Annotated in this window: 19 protein-coding genes and 1 pseudogene; 6 read left to right on the top strand and 14 right to left on the bottom strand. The window is 57.9% G+C overall.

Annotation, left to right across the window (positions count from 1 at the left end; genetic code table 11):
- Window positions 1-21 precede the first annotated feature (21 nt).
- A complete protein-coding gene (locus tag B0B09_RS08420; RefSeq protein WP_076659865.1) occupies window positions 22-474 on the top strand; it encodes a helix-turn-helix transcriptional regulator in 453 nt (150 codons plus the stop codon).
- Here the strand turns inward: B0B09_RS08420 and B0B09_RS08415 are convergent, their stop codons facing one another.
- The 4 genes from B0B09_RS08415 to B0B09_RS08400 form a co-directional block, all read right to left on the bottom strand.
- The gene (locus tag B0B09_RS08415) at window positions 475-858 is read right to left on the bottom strand and encodes a DUF2237 family protein (protein ID WP_076659185.1); all 384 of its coding nucleotides are present in this window, start codon (window positions 856-858) and stop codon (window positions 475-477) included. It lies immediately after the preceding gene.
- Between the two features lie 69 nt (window positions 859-927).
- Window positions 928-1,959, bottom strand: a complete 1,032-nt coding sequence (locus tag B0B09_RS08410; protein WP_076659184.1) for a DUF2332 domain-containing protein — start codon at window positions 1,957-1,959, stop codon at window positions 928-930.
- A complete protein-coding gene (gene pth / locus B0B09_RS08405) occupies window positions 1,956-2,630 on the bottom strand; it encodes an aminoacyl-tRNA hydrolase (RefSeq protein WP_076659183.1) in 675 nt (224 codons plus the stop codon). Before pth ends, B0B09_RS08410 begins: the two co-directional genes overlap by 4 nt.
- 122 nt (window positions 2,631-2,752) lie before the next feature.
- Window positions 2,753-3,400 carry a 50S ribosomal protein L25/general stress protein Ctc gene (locus B0B09_RS08400; protein ID WP_076659182.1) on the bottom strand — a complete coding sequence of 216 codons (648 nt, stop codon included), beginning with the start codon at window positions 3,398-3,400 and terminating at the stop codon, window positions 2,753-2,755.
- A gap of 158 nt (window positions 3,401-3,558) precedes the next feature.
- On the opposite strand from B0B09_RS08400, the gene B0B09_RS08395 reads away from it, so the two are divergent.
- Together B0B09_RS08395 and B0B09_RS18060 are read left to right on the top strand one after the other, a co-directional pair.
- The gene (locus B0B09_RS08395) at window positions 3,559-4,698 is read left to right on the top strand and encodes an MFS transporter (RefSeq protein WP_076659181.1); all 1,140 of its coding nucleotides are present in this window, start codon (window positions 3,559-3,561) and stop codon (window positions 4,696-4,698) included.
- A 10-nt stretch (window positions 4,699-4,708) separates the two neighbouring features.
- Window positions 4,709-5,011: a hypothetical protein gene (locus B0B09_RS18060; RefSeq protein ID WP_207552140.1), complete on the top strand. Its 303-nt coding sequence runs from the start codon at window positions 4,709-4,711 to the stop codon at window positions 5,009-5,011.
- A 202-nt stretch (window positions 5,012-5,213) separates the two neighbouring features.
- Here B0B09_RS18060 and B0B09_RS17935 read toward each other — a convergent pair whose 3' ends face one another.
- The 3 genes from B0B09_RS17935 to trpA form a co-directional block, all read right to left on the bottom strand.
- Window positions 5,214-5,387 carry a hypothetical protein gene (locus tag B0B09_RS17935; RefSeq protein ID WP_165689310.1) on the bottom strand — a complete coding sequence of 58 codons (174 nt, stop codon included), beginning with the start codon at window positions 5,385-5,387 and terminating at the stop codon, window positions 5,214-5,216.
- A gap of 60 nt (window positions 5,388-5,447) precedes the next feature.
- The gene (locus B0B09_RS08385) at window positions 5,448-6,611 is read right to left on the bottom strand and encodes an alpha-hydroxy acid oxidase (protein ID WP_076659179.1); all 1,164 of its coding nucleotides are present in this window, start codon (window positions 6,609-6,611) and stop codon (window positions 5,448-5,450) included.
- 84 nt (window positions 6,612-6,695) lie between these two features.
- Window positions 6,696-7,487, bottom strand: coding sequence for a tryptophan synthase subunit alpha (trpA, locus tag B0B09_RS08380; RefSeq protein WP_076659178.1), 792 nt, complete (start codon window positions 7,485-7,487; stop codon window positions 6,696-6,698).
- Window positions 7,488-7,625: 138 nt separating this feature from the next.
- Here trpA and ychF point away from each other — a divergent pair, with 138 nt between their 5' ends.
- Window positions 7,626-8,723 (top strand): redox-regulated ATPase YchF, encoded by a 1,098-nt coding sequence (gene ychF, locus B0B09_RS08375; RefSeq protein ID WP_076659177.1) that lies wholly within the window; start codon window positions 7,626-7,628, stop codon window positions 8,721-8,723.
- 11 nt (window positions 8,724-8,734) lie between these two features.
- Here ychF and B0B09_RS08370 read toward each other — a convergent pair.
- Window positions 8,735-9,547, bottom strand: a pseudogene (locus tag B0B09_RS08370) (TIGR03915 family putative DNA repair protein); the annotation flags it as partial.
- Complete coding sequence (locus tag B0B09_RS08365; RefSeq protein ID WP_076659175.1) at window positions 9,547-10,782, bottom strand: putative DNA modification/repair radical SAM protein; 1,236 nt, start codon at window positions 10,780-10,782, stop codon at window positions 9,547-9,549. The gene B0B09_RS08365 and the pseudogene B0B09_RS08370, both read right to left, overlap by 1 nt.
- A 246-nt stretch (window positions 10,783-11,028) precedes the next feature.
- Between B0B09_RS08365 and B0B09_RS08360 the strand changes: the two genes are divergently transcribed.
- Window positions 11,029-11,226 (top strand): hypothetical protein, encoded by a 198-nt coding sequence (locus B0B09_RS08360; RefSeq protein WP_131825012.1) that lies wholly within the window; start codon window positions 11,029-11,031, stop codon window positions 11,224-11,226.
- Here the strand turns inward: B0B09_RS08360 and B0B09_RS08355 are convergent.
- Window positions 11,216-12,331 (bottom strand): hypothetical protein, encoded by a 1,116-nt coding sequence (locus B0B09_RS08355; protein ID WP_076659173.1) that lies wholly within the window; start codon window positions 12,329-12,331, stop codon window positions 11,216-11,218. The genes B0B09_RS08360 and B0B09_RS08355 overlap by 11 nt on opposite strands.
- Window positions 12,324-13,355 carry an N-acetylneuraminate synthase family protein gene (locus tag B0B09_RS08350; RefSeq protein WP_076659172.1) on the bottom strand — a complete coding sequence of 344 codons (1,032 nt, stop codon included), beginning with the start codon at window positions 13,353-13,355 and terminating at the stop codon, window positions 12,324-12,326. The genes B0B09_RS08355 and B0B09_RS08350 overlap by 8 nt, the downstream gene beginning before the upstream one ends.
- A 131-nt stretch (window positions 13,356-13,486) precedes the next feature.
- Between B0B09_RS08350 and B0B09_RS08345 the strand changes: the two genes are divergently transcribed.
- A complete protein-coding gene (locus B0B09_RS08345) occupies window positions 13,487-14,194 on the top strand; it encodes a fused DSP-PTPase phosphatase/NAD kinase-like protein (protein WP_076659171.1) in 708 nt (235 codons plus the stop codon).
- Here B0B09_RS08345 and B0B09_RS08340 read toward each other — a convergent pair.
- Genes B0B09_RS08340 through B0B09_RS08330 form a run of 3 tightly spaced genes read right to left on the bottom strand, consistent with a single transcriptional unit; the run spans window position 14,191 to window position 16,608 of the window.
- Window positions 14,191-15,123, bottom strand: coding sequence for a Gfo/Idh/MocA family protein (locus B0B09_RS08340; RefSeq protein ID WP_076659170.1), 933 nt, complete (start codon window positions 15,121-15,123; stop codon window positions 14,191-14,193). The two genes, B0B09_RS08345 and B0B09_RS08340, sit on opposite strands and share 4 nt — an antisense overlap.
- Entirely contained in the window at window positions 15,117-15,908 is a 792-nt protein-coding gene (locus B0B09_RS08335; RefSeq protein WP_076659169.1) for an SDR family NAD(P)-dependent oxidoreductase, read from the bottom strand. Before B0B09_RS08335 ends, B0B09_RS08340 begins: the two co-directional genes overlap by 7 nt.
- Window positions 15,901-16,608 carry an acylneuraminate cytidylyltransferase family protein gene (locus tag B0B09_RS08330; RefSeq protein WP_076659168.1) on the bottom strand — a complete coding sequence of 236 codons (708 nt, stop codon included), beginning with the start codon at window positions 16,606-16,608 and terminating at the stop codon, window positions 15,901-15,903. The genes B0B09_RS08335 and B0B09_RS08330 overlap by 8 nt, the downstream gene beginning before the upstream one ends.
- Between the last annotated feature and the right edge of the window lies 1 nt (window position 16,609).

Genomic DNA, 16,609 nt, shown 5'->3' with positions numbered 1-16,609 from the left:
AAAGGTCAGGTGGCCATTGTCATGATCGTAATGGTGCAGTTCCTCTGCGCTATTTTCTTTGTGTCGCGCATCCTTGCATCAATCCTCGGGATCAGCCCGCTGAGTTGGCAACTTTATGAACTGGTGGAACTCGGCGCAGCGCTGGGTCTTTTGCTCGGGGTTGGTTTTGGCTGGTTCACCTTGCGGCGGACGATGGAACGCAATGCTGTTGTTGAAGATCAGCTTCGTTTGGCGTCGGGCGCCTTTATGGATGTTCTGGAAGAACGCTTTAGCGCGTGGGAATTGACCCCGGCGGAACGGGATGTGGCACTCTTTGCCCTAAAGGGCATGTCGACCCAAGAGATCGCAGGCCTGCGCGCGGTCAGCGAGGGTACCATCAAGGCCCAGACAAACGCCATTTACCGCAAGGCCGGTGTCAGCGGGCGCACCCAGCTTATGAGCCTCTTTATTGATGATCTGATGGCCAAGGCCTGATCAGGTTTTCTGATCGGGGGTCGCATTCGCGTGCAGAACGTCGATTGGTACGATTTCGAGAGCCCGCACATGGGTCGCATGCAGGTTCACTTGTGGCGCACAGCCTTCCTCATGGGCTTGTAGAAAGCGGCTGGCACAGAGGCACCACCCATCCCCTGCCTTCAGCCCCGGAAAGCCGAACTCTAGCCGCGGTGTGCTGAGGTCGTTGCCGACGTATTTGGAAAACGCAAGGAACTCATCCGTCATGACGGCGCAAACCGTGTGACTGCCGTGATCGGTGGCGCAGGTGTCGCAAGCCCCGTTGCGAAAGAACCCTGTCATCGGGTCGGTCGAACAGGGCGCGAGCGCACTTCCGAGAACATTGAAGGAGGGGTCTTTTTCCATGGGTACGCTGCCTTTCTGATCGTCTCACTAACTTAGTCGTTTCTGCGGCATTTGCCATGGGGTGCGGCGTCAGGTTGCGGTCCACTCCACCCAGCGTCCGTGAAAATCGGCACGGCCAAGGTGAAGCGTCACATCACCGGGCCAAATTCGCAGTGTCAGCGCTGCACCCTTTGTGCCGCCGTCGTTTTCCATGCTGAACCATGCCAAGGGCGTGTTTTGGGTCGCTGTTGCGCCGGCCGCTGCGATCAGATCGGTGCCGAGTGCCTGTTTTTCGGCCGGAAAGTACTGCCATGCGACCGTGCTGTAGATCAGATGCGTCTGACCGGGCACATGGGCAAGGCGTGGCGCAAGCCAATCAATCGCATCACCTTTATCGACTGGGGTCTGTGCTGCGCCGATTGCAGCACGTGTGAGGTCCAACCGTTCTGGTTGGTCCGCCCAGAGGTAGGCCTGCAGACGCAACGCATCTGCCGGACTGTGCGGATCAAGCGGGTTGATATCAACGCCGCCGCGTGAAGTGACATGTGGTTTTGCCGCAGGCGGAAGTGGCCCGTGCCACTCCGGTGAAAGCGTCAGTGCAGGGTCATCCGCACCGAACTTCTGATCCCGAATTGCGAGCGCGTAGGCATCCCAATGCAGGTTCAACCCGCCGCTTGCCCCCAGTTCGGATGTGCGCAGTGGCAGGCCGAAACGCTCTGCCAGAAGATGACCGACGGCTATCAGCGTCGTCGCGCGCCGCACCTCGTTGGTTTGTGGTGCGCCATCAAGCCATGTGTTGATATGCGCAGCCTCGGACACCAGCGCAGTACTGACGGCATTCCAAAGGGCGGCATCGGTGGCGTCTTGCGGTGGGTAAACCGTACCAAGCCCCGCGTGCCCCTGCAAATGCAGGGCGTGCAGCGCACCGGCAAGACGCAGCGGTACGGATTGCCCGCGCGGGCTGATATCGCCCTGCCATGCAAAAATGCGGTCGGTGACCAACCCTGCAGGCCAGTCCATCGCGGCACAAAGCGCCATCAGCCGCCCCATAAAAGGTGAGCCGAGGCTGATGCAGGCCTTTGACTGATATAGAAATGCCTCTTGGATCGCGGCGGGTGTCACCGAAAGCGATCCACAAGCTTTTGCATGGCCGAGCGGTTGTCGGGTGCGGGCTCTGGTTCGGGGCTGGGCTTGGCCGTCTTTGGTGTCGATTTCGAGGATCGCGGCGGGGCCACGCGTAAGGCGATGGCATTGAGGAACTTGCCACCATCGCCCGCGATCAATTCCGCGATCCCGTCACTGATCCCGCGCAATTCGTCATCAAGCCATTCTGCATCGGCCTTGGGGAAATCACGTAGCACATAGCCGGCCACGGCGTCTTTGTGTCCCGGATGCCCGATGCCCATGCGCACACGGTCATAGTCCGGTCCGATATGGCCATGGATCGACCGCAGGCCGTTGTGCCCCGCATGGCCACCACCGGTTTTTAACCGAACCTTGCCGGGGGCCAGATCGAGCTCGTCGTGAAAGACGATAATGTCATCGGGGGCGAGCTTGAGATAGCGCATCGCCTCGCCCACGGATTGCCCCGAAAGGTTCATGAATGTCTCGGGCTTGAGCAGCGTAACCTTTTCGGACCCAAGACGGCCTTCGCAGGTCTGGCCCTGAAATTTTGACCGCCAGCTGCTGAAACCGTGATCGGTGGCAATGCGGTCCATCGCCATAAACCCAATATTATGACGGTTCTGGGCGTATTTCGCGCCGGGATTTCCAAGGCCAACAAGCAATTTCATAGGCCCAACTTACAGTATGCCGCAGTGCAGCGCCAGAGTGTCCTGACCTTGCACGCAAAAACCAAAAAGGGCACCCCGTTTGGGATGCCCTTATCGCACGAGCGATTGTTCGCTGTGGCTTATTACTCTGCGTCGTCAGACGTTGTCGGCACTTCGTCCGCTGCAACTTCTTCATCGTCGCCGTCGTCTGCCAGCAGGGCACGTGGTGCTGATACGTTGGCAATCACGAAGTCACGATCTGTGATTGCAGGTGTTGCACCTTCAGGCAGTGTCACGTTGCTGATCGAAATGGTGTCACCGATTTGTACGTCGGCCAGATCAACTGTGATGTGCTCGGGGATATCGCCGGCCAGAACGTCAAGTTCGACTTCGTTGCGCACAACTGTCAGAACGCCACCTTTTTTCACGCCGGGGCATGTATCCGCGTTGATGAACTCAACAGGGATAAAGATCTTCACACGGCTTGTGCGCTTGAGGCGCATCAGGTCGATGTGTGTTGGCAGGTCCTTGACCACGTCGCGCTGAACGCCACGGCAAATGACGCGCACGTCATCCTGACCTTCGATCTTGAGGTTGTGCAGCGTGGACATAAAGCCACCCTTGCGCAGTTTTGTCAGAAGGTAGTTGAAAGGGATGCTGATGGATTGGGGCTCTGCGCCACCACCATAAACAATGCCAGGTACGTCGCCATCACGGCGAGCTTGGCGGGCGGCCCCCTTGCCTGTCCCCGCGCGTACCTTGGCGTTAAGATCTTGGACCTTAGCAGCCATAGTAATTCTCCAATAATGTAGGGGCCCGCCTCCAAGGGTGTCCGAGCCCGATGAAGCCCGCCGTATAGAAGGGATTCGCCCGTTTGGAAAGGTACTTTTTGCGCGCGTGTCTACTTTGAAACTTGCTTTGGTTTGGTTTGCAATGCAGGCATGGCGCCATGTCGATTTTGAACGCCCTGTCCCTGTCCCGCCGCCCTGCCACCGCCTTTGTCGTCATCGGCATGTTCTGGGGCTGTTTCGCCGCCTATGTTCCGGTGATCAAAGCGCAATTGGGGGCATCTGACGCGCTATTCGGTGCTTTGCTTTTGGGCTCGGCTACGGGGCTGGTATCGTCCATGTGGCTGGCCCCGCGTGCGGACCGGATCTTGGGGTCGCGCGCCATGCAGGTAGGGGCGGCCCTGTTGGCCTTCGCTTGGCTTTTCCCCGGTCAGGTTACTGTGCCTTTGGTGTTTGCGCTTTCGATGGCGCTGGTTGGTTTAGCCTCGGGGCTGCTTGATGTGGTGATGAACGCGCGGGTCAGTGAACTTGAAGCGCGCCATAACCGGCCTTTGATGAACGCCAACCATGCGATGTTTTCTGTGGCTTACGCGGTGGGCGCATTGATCGTTGGTGCGACCCGCGAAGCCGGGTTGCCACCGGCACCCGTGTTTGCAGGGTTCGGTGTCATTGCCATCCTTCTGCTGCCGATGATGCGGATGGATGTGACCTATGTGGACGCGGAAGAGGGTTATGCGGGGGCCTATCCGCTCTGGCCGATTATCTTGTGCGGCGCGATTGTGCTGGTGGCCTTCATGTCCGAGGCCACGGTTGAGGCGTGGTCGGCGCTGCATGTTGAACGCACGCTGGGTGGTGGTGCGGCCGAAGGCGCATTGGGTCCTGCAATGTTGGGGATCACCATGGCGATCGGGCGATTTTCCGGACAAGTCGTGGCCGAGCGGTTGCGCGAAATTCCGGTCGTCATCGGGGCGGCTGCAATCTCGGCAATTGGCGCTGTTGTCGCGGCTTTGGCACCGACGCCGTTCGTGGCCTATATCGGCTTTGGTGTTCTGGGTCTTGGCGTATCGGTCATCGGGCCGATGGGCCTCGCATTGGTGGGTAAACTGGTCGCGCCGCATCTGCGCACCGAAGCGATCAGCCGGACAGCCGTGATCGGGTTTTCGGGGTTCTTCTTTGCCCCGGTGCTCATGGGATTGCTCTCTGATGCCTTTGGGCTGCGAGTGGCCTTTGTGGCAGTTGCGGTTTTGCTGCTGTCAGTGGTTCCCATCGCCATCTTTGCCAAAAGGCTTCCGGTCAGATGATCGTAATCGTTTGGAAGGCTTTGACAGCCATCCAGGAATAAAACAGGCCGACATCCTTTCAGGAGTGCCGGCCGTTTATGGCTATCTTTACGCGCTCGCGGCGTCGGACAGCATGGTCATCCTGCACAGAGTGCAGGCATCACCCGGGCTGCTGCGGTTCTTTTTCCAGTCTGGGTTCTTCCTCACTGTCATCATCGTCAATCGTCGCGGCGATCAAAAGCAACGCAACCACGCCCAACAAAATATAGGTCGGGCTAATGGAAGACGCGGCGGGCGCCGGTTCGGCTGGTGCCGCTTCGGTGATTTCGGGTGAGAGGCCGCCAGCAAAAGCCGTGGAGGCGCAGAGGGCAGTTGCAGCTGCGAGAGCTGTCATTTTCTTTAACATCAGGTGTTCCTAACTCGTTAACACTTCCTAACGCAGCAAAATACGACACTCCGCTGCGCTTGCGAGACGCTAGCACCGCGCGTAACCGAATCCTAGGTGTCTGGTGGGGAATTTCTCTAACCGGCATGATTTAAAGTTGGCTGTTACCGCACAGCGGGCGCTGCCAGTGAGCGCCTTCTTGGCCAACGGCGGCTGCAATCAGAAGCGCGGCCAGAATACCACCGGCCACATAGGTCGTGTTGCCGCGCTCACAGGGTTGGGTTCCATCCTGAAAATAGATAACATTTCCATAGTCTTGTGACATATTACGCGCAGCTGGATTCAACGCCTTCCCATGTGGGATTTGTGGCTGATATCATTCGCCTTACCGCCAACGCCCTTCAAAATCCTGCGGTATCAGCAGGATATCCTTGTCGAGCGTATTCACATCGCGCCGACCGCAAAGCGCCATCGTCAGATCAAGCTCTTTGTGGATCACTTCCAGCGCGCTGGTCACACCTTTTTCGCCCATCGCCCCCAGTCCGTTGACGAAGGCGCGCCCGATATAGGTGCCCTTGGCCCCCATCGCGAGCGCCTTCAGAACGTCTTGGCCTGATCGGATGCCGCTATCGAGATGCACTTCAACCTTGTCACCCACCGCATCCATGATCGCAGGCAAGGCGCGGATGGACGACAATGCGCCATCCAACTGACGACCACCGTGATTGGAAACAATGATCGCATCTGCGCCTAATTCGGCCGCTTTGCGCGCGTCATCGGCATCCATAATCCCTTTCAAAATCACGGGACCATCCCACATCTTCATCAGTTGCGCGACGCGGTCCCAGTCCAAGGCGTGATCAAAGGCCTCTGCAATCCAGGATGCAAGCGATGAGGGGTCTGTGACCCCCTGAGCGTGTCCGACGATGTTGCCAAAGAAGCGGCGTTTGGTTTGCAGCATCTCGATGCCCCAACCCCATTTTGTGGCAAGATCGGCGATGCTGGCGGCGGTGAATTTAGGGGGTGCGGAGAGACCGTTTTTCAGGTCCTTGTGGCGCTGGCCCATAATCTGCAGGTCCAGCGTAATCACGATGGCCGAACATTTGGCGGCACGTGCGCGGTCAAAGAGACGCTTCATAAAGTCATCGTCTTTGAGCGTGTAGACCTGAAACCAGAACGGGTTGGTGGTGTTTTCCGCCACATCCTCGATCGAGCAAATCGACATGGTGGACAGCGTGAACGGGACGCCGAATTTTCCGGCCGCGCGGGCGGCTTTGATCTCGCCGTCTGCACATTGCATGCCCGTCAGTCCAACAGGGGCGAGCGCCACTGGCATCGCAACATCCTGACCGATCATCTGGCTGGCTGTGTTGCGATTGGTCATATCCACCGCCACCCGTTGCTTGAACCTGATCTGATCGAAATCGGATGTGTTTTCGCGGAACGTCTGTTCGGTCCAACTGCCGCTTTCGGCGTAGTCGTAGAACATCTTGGGTGTGCGGCGTTTATGCAGCCGCTTCAGGTCCGCGATGGTTGTGATGACAGGCATGCCGAATTCCTTAAATTGGTAATTATTTGTTACCGATTTAAGGCGTTCACGCAAGGGGCATCGTTGATGTGGATCAAAGCGCGCCTAACCGCGGTGCGCGCCATCCGCCAGCGATTTCACAAAGGCAAGAACGTCAGCCACGCTTTTACCCGCCGCGATCTTTTCAACGATGGCTGAGCCGACAACAGCACCATCCGCGATGCTGGCGATGGCTTCGGCAGCGTCCGGCGTTTTGATGCCGAAGCCCACGATCACAGGCAGGTCGGTCTGAGATTTAATGCGCGCTACCTCGGGGCCGACTTCATCAGCTTGTGCGGCGGCAGCGCCGGTGATGCCAGTGACCGAAACATAATAGACAAAGCCCGAGGTATTCTCGAGCACCTTGGGCAGGCGTTTGTTATCTGTTGTTGGGGTGGCCAGACGGATGAAGTTGATCCCCATCTTTTGCGCAGGGATGCACAATTCGTCATCTTCTTCGGGGGGCAGATCAACGATGATCAGCCCGTCAATGCCGGCTGCCTTGGCGTCCGCCAAGAACGTATCAACACCGCGCGAATAGATCGGGTTGTAATAGCCCATCATCACAATCGGGGTTGTGTCGTCTGTCTTACGCAGTTCGCGGGCGTATTGCAGCGTTTTTTCAAGCGTCTGCCCGCCTTCAAGCGCGCGCTGACCGGCCAGCTGGATCGTGGGGCCATCAGCCATCGGATCGGTAAAGGGCATGCCCAGTTCGATGATATCTACACCCGCAGCAGGCAGGCCTTTGACGACCTCAAGACCGGTGTCATAGTCAGGATCACCCGCCATCACATAAGCCACGAAAGCTTTTTTGTTCTCTGCACGCAACTGCGCGAATTTGGCGTCGATTCTGCTCATCGTTGTCCCCGGTCTGCAAACTTGGCTTGGTTTGCTTGATGGGGGGCGGAAAATCAATGGCTGAGTGACGATCCCATGTGGCTTGCGCAGAGGACGCGCGCCGCCTAGAAGCGCCATAACGTTCAAAGGAGAGCCGTGATGGGTTTCAAGATGGGTATTGTGGGTTTGCCGAATGTGGGCAAATCGACCTTGTTTAATGCGCTGACCAAGACAGCGGCGGCGCAGGCGGCCAATTTCCCGTTCTGTACGATTGAACCCAATGTCGGCGATGTGGCGGTGCCTGATGCACGGCTGGACAAGCTGGCGGCGATTGCCTCGTCCAAGCAGATCATTCCGACGCGCATGACATTCGTGGATATCGCGGGTCTTGTGAAAGGTGCCAGCAAGGGCGAGGGTCTGGGCAACCAGTTTCTGGCCAATATCCGTGAGTGTGATGCCATCGCCCATGTGCTGCGCTGTTTCGAGGATGACGATATCACCCACGTCGAGGGCCGGGTTGACCCTGTCGAAGATGCCGAGGTGATCGAAACCGAATTGATGCTCGCTGATCTGGAGAGCATTGAGAAGCGTTTGCAGAACCTCGTGCGCAAAGTACGTGGCGGCGACAAAGAGGCGGTCCAGCAGGTGCGCTTGCTGGAAATGGCGCAGGCGGCGTTGGAGGATGGCAAACCGGCCCGCACCGTTGATGTGGACCCCGATGACGCCAAGCAATGGAAAATGCTGCAACTACTGACGACCAAGCCGGTGCTTTATGTCTGCAACGTCGAAGAAGACAGCGCAGGCAAAGGCAACAGCCAGTCCGCCCGCGTGGCCGAAATGGCCGCAGCACAGGGCAACTCCCATGTGGTGATCTCGGCCCGTATCGAGGAAGAGATCAGCCAGCTTGAGGCTGAAGAAGCCGCTATGTTCCTAGAGGAAATGGGGCTGGAAGAAGCAGGGTTGGATCGGTTGATCCGTGCCGGCTATGAACTCTTGCATCTGCAAACATATTTCACTGTCGGCCCGAAAGAGGCCCGCGCTTGGACGATCAAGGAAGGTACCTCGGCCCCGCAAGCCGCCGGTGTCATCCATGGCGACTTTGAACGCGGGTTTATCCGTGCCGAAACCATCGCCTATGATGACTTTGTGACGTTGGGTGGTGAACAGGCGGCCAAAGAGGCGGGCAAGATGCGCGCCGAGGGCAAGGCCTATATCGTCAAGGATGGCGATGTGATGCACTTCCTGTTCAACACCTAATCCCCGCCGCGCAACTGCCGTTTGATCTTGGCCACCCGTTCGGGAGGCAAGGTGGGGGCGGCATCGCGCATTTGCTGCACTTTCGCTTCGGCCCCTGCAATCAGATCGTGGATATGCTGCGCCTCTGGCAGGTTTTTCCAGTATTTCTTGGGCATTTCCGACGTCATCGCGCTGACCTTCAGGCGTGCGGGATTGAAGATATTGCAGAAATAGGTGCCCCATAGCGCCTCGGTCGCATCCTCGGGCAGGTCGGGTTTTGGCTGGCCGGGGTGAAAGGTCAGGTTGCCGTCGATGAACTGCGCGGTCACATCGGGTGTGGCGATCATCCAGTCCATATCGGCAAAGCGGCGTGCAAAGAACGGGGCTGTCGGTTCCACCGTATGGTGGGTGGGTTCGAACCATGCGGCAAAACTGCGTCTGTCGCCGCCCTGCCGTAAATCGCGAAAGCGCACAAAGGCTTTCATCTTGTGTTTGCAGCGATGCACGCCCTTTTCCATCTGGCGCAATTTGGCCAAGTCTGCATCGGCGCGGTCCTGCATCAGGCCCGGCTGATGGCGCAGCCGCCAAAGCATCGCATAGAGACGCGCGAAACGCTGCGGGTCTTTGTGCCAGACCACCCAGTTGGCCATCTCGACAAAGCTTTGCGGGGCCTTGATCCGCCGTGTCACGGGCGGCAAGGGCGTGTCGATGGCGAATAGCTCACCCATTTCATTGTCGAAGTCCCACAGGATATCCTCGGGCGACACGCCCGCGCCAATCAGGCGTTTGGCGGCGTCGCGCCATGCAATATCGGTGCCGATGCGGGGCAGGGGAACGGTATACATCAAAAAAGGCTCAACTGTTCGGGGGGTGGGGCGAAACGCGCGCGCAAATTGGCGCTGTCGGTCAGACCGCCCGGTGTCCAATCATGCGCTGTGATAAAGGCCTGTGCTTTCTTCAACGACGCCCCCATCCGTAACAGATCATCATAGCGCAGGCTGCGGTGCCGTCGCGTGGACAAGATCCGGCCCACAGTGCGGGTGCCAAAACCAGGCACACGCAGCAGCATTTCTTTGCTGGCGCGGTTCACATTCACCGGAAACAGCGCGCGGTTTTGTAGGGCCCAAGCCAGCTTGGGATCAATATCCAGATCAAGATTGCCATCGGGGCGCGCGGCGGTGATTTCATCCACCCCAAAGCCGTAAAACCGCAAGAGCCAATCGGCCTGATAAAGCCGGTGTTCGCGCGCAAGAGGCGGCTTGATCAGCGGCAGCTTGGCAGTGGCATCCGGGATCGGCGAAAAGGCTGAATAGTAAACGCGCTTGAGCTTGTAATCGCCGTATAGCCGCGTCGATTGCCCAAGGATCGTGGCATCGGTGGACCCATCTGCGCCCACGATCATCTGGGTCGATTGGCCCGCCGGCACAAAGCGTTTGCCGCGCTTGCCGGTATAGCTGCGCTCGCCCGCAACATCCTTGCGCGCTTTCACATCACCCATCGCTTTGCGGATCGTGGCGGGGTTTTTCTCAGGCGCGTAGGCCTGCACACTTTGATCGGTGGGCAGTTCGACGTTAATTGACAGACGGTCGGCATATAGCCCCGCCTCTTCGATCAGTTCCGGGGCTGCGTCGGGAATGGTTTTCAGGTGGATATAGCCGCGAAAATTCTCGACCTCGCGCAGGCGCTTGGCGATGCGCAGCATGTCTTCCATCGTCTTGTCGGGCGACTGGATGATGCCCGAGGACAAGAACAGCCCTTCGATATAATTGCGGCGATAGAATTCGATGGTCAGTTGCACCACCTCATCCGGCGAAAACCGCGCCCGTTGGACATTCGAGGACACCCGATTGACGCAATAGGCGCAATCATAGATGCAGAAATTCGTCATCAGGATTTTCAACAGGCTGATACAGCGCCCATCGGGGGCATAGGCATGGCAGATGCCTGACCCTTCAGTTGAGCCCAGCCCTTTGCCATCGCGGCTATCACGGCGCGTCGTTCCGCTGGACGCACAAGAGGCGTCATAACGGGCGGCATCACTGAGAATCGCGAGCTTTTGTGAGAGATCAAGACGGGACATATGTTCATGTTATGTTCTCATTTTGAGGGATGCAAGATGGCTTGGTCGCATTCCGACAGACGAGATAGGAGGCGCGCCGTTCAGCCGTGCTCAGAATTATTCCGCAGGGCTGCTGCGGTCCCAAGCTTTCGTCAAAAAGGGCGGTTCGCATCGTCTGCAGCACCCTGACCCCACTTTATGCAAATGCAGGAACGTAATGTAGTTTCGGTCTGCATAGGTGTCGTGACTTGCTTGTCCGGTCTGTTGATGAGGACCGTTGAAGGTCCCGAAAGCCGCTGGAAGGCAAAAGACGGAACCGTGTCACAGCCGCTTTATCGTTTCGATTTCGGGGCAACCGCTACCTACGATAACCCCAAGGGTTACACGACGCCGCACAACGACCCCAGAAAGGCCGCGATTGTGCACCGCTGGACAGAAAAGGGCCGGATCACGATTATGCCGTGAAAACCGTCTGAAGCTTCTGGCGAAGAGCATCGTCGGCAATCAAACCGGTTTCGTTGCTGTTTGTCCGGTCGAGCTTCCACGAATTTGAAACATTGCGGCAATGGATCATCTGAAATGCCCTTGAAACGGGTAAGAGCCGGCGACTGACCCGTTCTAGTCCATGGATGCCCCACGTCAGACGCCCCAAGCCATGCGCTGGTGCGGCACAATATTTTGGCGCGCAAGGCGGTGGATCTTGGGAAATCATCCAGTGGTCAACGTGGCGCACCGGCAGGTCGGTTGCCGCGGCAAAGCGCCACTCCCCATTCATGGCCACAAAACCGATGGGACCGGCAGCCTGATCGAAACAGCTGGCGGGTCCTTTCCGCAAGAAGAGTTCGTCGATATCGCAGTTCAAAACGGCGCGGGCTTTACGCAGAAAACGATCACGCATCGCATTCATCATTGCGGTTTGCAGGAATTTCGTGCGCCCGTGCCGCTTTGCTATCCCCTTGGTCGGTCCCCATGAGAACGGGACCTGCACAACGGCAACAGACTGCAGCCCAGAGACCGTTTGAAGCGTATTGAAAACATCCGAGGACCGGTAACGCGTGCTTGCATTGTCACAAAGCAAGACGGCAGTCGCACCTTGCTCTTGGACATGAAATGCGGCCCAATCACGTATCCATGCCAGATCCTGGTCTTTCTGCATCGAATAAAGACAGTTCTGTCCGGCGAAAAGCTCTGAGATTTCCGTCTGAAAAGGCAAGCTCAGTGTTGTATCACCCAATTGTATTTCAAGGCGCTGCGATGCTGTCGCCGCAGGAAATGTCAGACAGTCGAAAAGCCGTGCTCTTGAAATTCTGGGCGTTGCGCGTCGGTCATCGACACGGAATACGGCGCGCCGCAGCAGCGGCGCAAAATTCAGCATTTTGGGCAGGTAGGCGATGATTTTCTTGCGGTCAGGACTGTAAAAACAGTCATAAATCAGCGTGGTGTCATCATAACGTGGAAGTTGCGCTTCATCCGCAACTTCCACACCGCGCGGCAGGCCGCGCCGCTCTGAAAAGCTTTCGGGAATTCTAATCGACGACAGATCAAAAATCTGCCGCCGCGTTTCAGCCATTCAGATCAGTCCACTTCAGTTGCGTATTGCGAGCAACAGAACGGGTCAGCGTTTTGCCCACGACCTTGTCGAAATCATAGCCCGCAATTTCGCCTGAACCGGGGCGGCGGGCCCAGATATCGGCTTCTGTGATCATATGGCCTGCGGGCAGATCGCGGTCGGCAACGACAGAGGCACGGGCAAAACGGTAGACGTCTTCCTCGGCGCTGGTGCGTTGTTTGGGGTTATGCAGGGCGGTGTGGATTTCGCGGGACCGATCAATCAGATAGCGCAACTCGGCAGGGTCCATCGAGTTGATGATATCGGGGCCCTTGCGATAGCGCGTATCGGTGTAGTGCCGTTCCAGAATAGAGGCCCCCAAAGCGACCGATGCCAAAGCCATATCGGGACCGATGGAATGATCCGAGAAACCGACGACGGCCTTTGGAAAGGCCTCACGCAGGTCCGTCACACCTTGCAACGAAACAATTTCTGGCGGTGAGGGATAGAGGTTCGTGCACTCAAGCAGCGCATATTCGATCCCTGCATTATCCAATATCGCGACAGAGGCGCGGATGCTTTCGATGCTTTGCATGCCGGTTGACATGATCACCGGTTTGCCCATCCGTGCGATATGGCGGATCAGCGGCAGATTATCGGCCTCGCCCGATCCGATCTTGAAGGCGGGCACATCAAGGTCGTTCAGGAAATCCGCTGCCGCCCGTGAAAAGGGTGTCGAAATCCAGATCATCCCAAGGCTTTCGGTGTAGCGCTTGAGTTCAGCTTCCTCTTCGAGTGAAAGCGCGCAGGCCTCCATCACCTCCCAGATCGACACATCTGCGTTTGGCGGAAAGATCTGCTTCGCCTCTTCGGTCATTTCATCTTCGATGATATGGGTCTGGTGCTTGACCATTTCACAGCCTGCACCGGCTGCAAGGCGCACCATTTCCTTCGCGACGGCCAGATCGCCACCGTGGTTGATGCCGATCTCGGCAATCACAAGGGGGGGGTGCTCGGGTCCGATTTTGCGGCCTGCGATGTCCATGGTGCGGTCTCCTGCCTGAGTTGTTAAGGCGTGTTTATGGGGTTTCACCTTGCGGGGCAATTGGTGCGTGCCCATTGCAATATGGATGGTCATGGTCCAAGTGACACCGCAGAACCGCAACTGGGCCACCCATGATCCGCAAGATATTCAAAGCCTTGGACCAAAAAGAGCGCGATTTGCGCAAGTCATTCGGCCATGACATCACCGATCCGGACGAGCGAAAGAAATCCTATTGGCACGTCCGCTGGCTGGATCACGGCATTTTGCGCACCTTTTGGCATAACTTCGATCAGGTAAGCGAAGGTGTGTACCGTTCAAACCACCCCGACCACAAACGGTTTGAGGCCTATGCCGCCATGGGGATCAAAACGATCCTGAACTTGCGTGGTGTCGCCAAACAGCCGCATTATCTTTTCGAAGTGGAAAGCTGTGAACGCCTGGGGCTTGCACTGGTGACAATGCATATGTCGGCACGGGCTGCTCCGCGCCGTGAGCGCCTGTTGGCAATCATTGCCGCTTTTGAAGAGATGGAGCGTCCGTTCCTGATGCACTGTAAATCGGGTGCCGACCGGACCGGCCTTGTCGCCGCGCTTTATCTGATGGTCCATGATGGCAAATCTGTCGCCGAAGCGCGCAGACAGCTCAGCTTTCGGTATCTGCATATCCGCAAGACCTCGACCGGCATTCTGGATCATTTCTTGGACGTCTATGAGGCGCGCAACGCGCAAGAGCCGATCGCGATCGAAGAGTGGATCAGAACCGAATATGACTGCGATGCCTTGACCGAGAGTTTCGCGCAAAAGCAGGCCGCACAGAGGTTCTGGCAGGGCTGGCGTTAGAACGCCACGTTCACCTGTCCGCGAAACTGGCGTGCCTGCCAGGCTTCGGCGATCAGGTCGCAACTTTCTCGTACAGCGCTTAGGCGCGGCATCAGCGGATTGCCCGATGGGGCCTCTCCTTTGGCGATGGCAATGAAATCGGCCATCAGGCCCAGAAACATATCGTTGCGATCAAAATCGAATGCTGTCGTTTGCGGACCGGCACCTGTATCGCGCGTGTATGCGGGCGCCAGCAGGTCCAGATCAATGACCTGATCGGTGCCGCGCAATTGGCCTTTACGCAGACTGACGGGTGAGAGGTAGTCCATCGCGACCGTGCCCAGAGGGGCGGCGAGGATGATGCGTGTGGCGAAATCGACCTCTGCGAAATCAGGATGGTCGAGGCTCGCAGCGCCGCTCACCGTGGCCTTGGGAAACAGGCAATGCGCGATATCCAGTTCATGGCACAGGTCCAGAAGAACACCGCCGCCTGCCGGATCAGACGCATAGCTTTGCGCGAACGACCAGTTTTCGCGCCATTGCCGCACATCATGGCCGATCTCGAAAGCGAAACTGTAGATGTCTGACAGATCGAGCGCTGCCAGCGCGCGCACCGCGGGGTGATAGCGCATCATGAAGCCGACGATTGAACGGTCCGCGACAGGCGCGGCTGCCGCATAGATGTCGGCAATCTGGTCCCTGGTCCAGCCAAGCGGCTTTTCGACGTAGAAGGGCCAGTCTTGCGCTGCGCAAAGCTGGATCAGCGATAGCCGGATCGGGGTCGCCGTGGCGATGATGACGCCTGCGATATCGGTGCGTCGGGCCACGGCCGAGGCTTCGCATTCACGGTAGGGGATGAGCTCAACCTTCTGGCCCAAGGCAGCAAGATTACGGGCGTGGCGCTGCCCGATTGATCCCGCACCAATGACCAAAAATGTATCTGCTACCATCCGCTGAAGCCGCCATCGACGTTGACCAGCTGGCCGGTCATATAGCCCGACTGCGCGGAACACAGAAACAGCATCGCATCCGCGATTTCATCCGGCGCGGCCATCCGGCCCGCCATGATCAACTCGCCCACGCGGCGCTGGAATTCGTCGGAATGGCCGTTGAACACCGCACCGGGAGCGATGGTGTTCACGGTCGCATTGCGCTTGGCCCAATAGCCCGCAAGCCAAAGGGTGAGGCCGTGAATACCCGCTTTGGTCGCCGAATAGGCCGAGAAGGATTTGAACGGCATATCCTTGTAAATCTGGTGGTGCGGCCCGTTGAGCGCATACATCGACGCCACGTTGATTAGGGTCGCGGGATAGCGCCCCACGATATCGCGGTCCATCTGGCGGGCGATCATGAAGGCGCCGGTCATGTTGGTGCGCAGGGTTTTCTCCCAATCCTCGACGCTGGTGTTGGCGAAATCGGGAAAGGCCTTGCCCGCACCCATCAACAGCTCGCCGGTGATGGCGGCATTGTTCAGCACGACATTGGGCTCCCAGCCGTCTGCCATGATGCGCTGGAAGATCGCGACGACTTCGTCCTCTTGGCCCACATCCAGATCGTAGAAGCGGAAATTGGGGTTCTCGCCATGGCTTTCCACCAAAGCATCGGCACGGTGGCCTTTCAGGTCAGATGCGACAACCCGCGCACCAGCGGCCAACATCCGACGCACATAGGTGCTGCCCAAGACGCCACCTGAACCGGTGATAAAGATGGTCTTGTCTTTGAGTTGATCATGCATCGTTGCGGTCCTTCAATTGTTCGCCCATCAGGAAATCGACCAGCCGGAAATCAAAAGGGCTGTCGATGTCGACACAGGTTTCGGGGGCCATCATGTAGGGGATCACGCGTCCTTCAAAGAGGCTTGAAGCGCGGCGTAGATAATCCGGGGCGACGACATAGGTCGAGGCCGCGTGTTCGTAGACCGCAGGGGCCTGTTGGCGCGCGACGACACCGCCGGGCAGGGGTTTGCTCACATGCAGTGCGCCTGTTTCATCGGGTTCAACCAGATTGAAATAGGGGTTCTTGCGCGCCTCGCAGCAAGACATGACCATATCGGGCGTGTCGGTAAAGAACAGATCGAGCGCCTCGGGGATTGCGCTGTCGGGCCGCAACGGTGAGGTGCAGTCAAGATCAAGGAACGCCGATGCGGGGCCGGTCTGTTTCTCAACCTCACCCAGCGCGTGTTTCCACACATCCCATTTGCCCGCCGTATCCGTGGCCAGATGTGCGGGACGCAGACCGATGTCGAGACAGCCGCGTTTCAGGCTGTGTTCGTACATCTCCTGACTGTCTGTCGAGACGACCACATGATCCACGCGGTCGCTTTCCAGCAATTGATCCAGCGACCAATCCAGCAGTGGCTTGCCGTGCAACATGCGAAAGTTCTTGTTCGGAACGCCCTTGCTGCCCGCGCGCGCGCCAATATGGCCGATGATCATG

The sequence above is a fragment of the Yoonia rosea genome (assembly GCF_900156505.1).
In the GTDB taxonomy this organism is placed as follows: domain Bacteria; phylum Pseudomonadota; class Alphaproteobacteria; order Rhodobacterales; family Rhodobacteraceae; genus Yoonia; species Yoonia rosea.
Note: the sequence above shows the minus strand (reverse complement) of the source record. Positions and strands in the feature narration are given on the sequence as shown.

Bases quoted from the DNA above. Each gene is read 5' to 3' on its own strand.
- B0B09_RS08420 (WP_076659865.1), top strand. From the start codon at position 22: ATGATCGTAATGGTGCAGTTCCTCTGCGCTATTTTCTTTGTGTCGCGC.
- B0B09_RS08415 (WP_076659185.1), bottom strand. From the start codon at position 858: ATGGAAAAAGACCCCTCCTTCAATGTTCTCGGAAGTGCGCTCGCGCCC.
- pth (WP_076659183.1), bottom strand. From the start codon at position 2,630: ATGAAATTGCTTGTTGGCCTTGGAAATCCCGGCGCGAAATACGCCCAG.
- B0B09_RS08400 (WP_076659182.1), bottom strand. From the start codon at position 3,400: ATGGCTGCTAAGGTCCAAGATCTTAACGCCAAGGTACGCGCGGGGACA.
- B0B09_RS08395 (WP_076659181.1), top strand. From the start codon at position 3,559: ATGTCGATTTTGAACGCCCTGTCCCTGTCCCGCCGCCCTGCCACCGCC.
- B0B09_RS17935 (WP_165689310.1), bottom strand. From the start codon at position 5,387: ATGTCACAAGACTATGGAAATGTTATCTATTTTCAGGATGGAACCCAA.
- B0B09_RS08385 (WP_076659179.1), bottom strand. From the start codon at position 6,611: ATGCCTGTCATCACAACCATCGCGGACCTGAAGCGGCTGCATAAACGC.
- trpA (WP_076659178.1), bottom strand. From the start codon at position 7,487: ATGAGCAGAATCGACGCCAAATTCGCGCAGTTGCGTGCAGAGAACAAA.
- ychF (WP_076659177.1), top strand. From the start codon at position 7,626: ATGGGTTTCAAGATGGGTATTGTGGGTTTGCCGAATGTGGGCAAATCG.
- B0B09_RS08365 (WP_076659175.1), bottom strand. From the start codon at position 10,782: ATGTCCCGTCTTGATCTCTCACAAAAGCTCGCGATTCTCAGTGATGCC.
- B0B09_RS08360 (WP_131825012.1), top strand. From the start codon at position 11,029: ATGAGGACCGTTGAAGGTCCCGAAAGCCGCTGGAAGGCAAAAGACGGA.
- B0B09_RS08355 (WP_076659173.1), bottom strand. From the start codon at position 12,331: ATGGCTGAAACGCGGCGGCAGATTTTTGATCTGTCGTCGATTAGAATT.
- B0B09_RS08350 (WP_076659172.1), bottom strand. From the start codon at position 13,355: ATGGACATCGCAGGCCGCAAAATCGGACCCGAGCACCCCCCCCTTGTG.
- B0B09_RS08345 (WP_076659171.1), top strand. From the start codon at position 13,487: ATGATCCGCAAGATATTCAAAGCCTTGGACCAAAAAGAGCGCGATTTG.
- B0B09_RS08340 (WP_076659170.1), bottom strand. From the start codon at position 15,123: ATGGTAGCAGATACATTTTTGGTCATTGGTGCGGGATCAATCGGGCAG.
- B0B09_RS08335 (WP_076659169.1), bottom strand. From the start codon at position 15,908: ATGCATGATCAACTCAAAGACAAGACCATCTTTATCACCGGTTCAGGT.
- B0B09_RS08330 (WP_076659168.1), bottom strand. From the start codon at position 16,608: ATGATCATCGGCCATATTGGCGCGCGCGCGGGCAGCAAGGGCGTTCCG.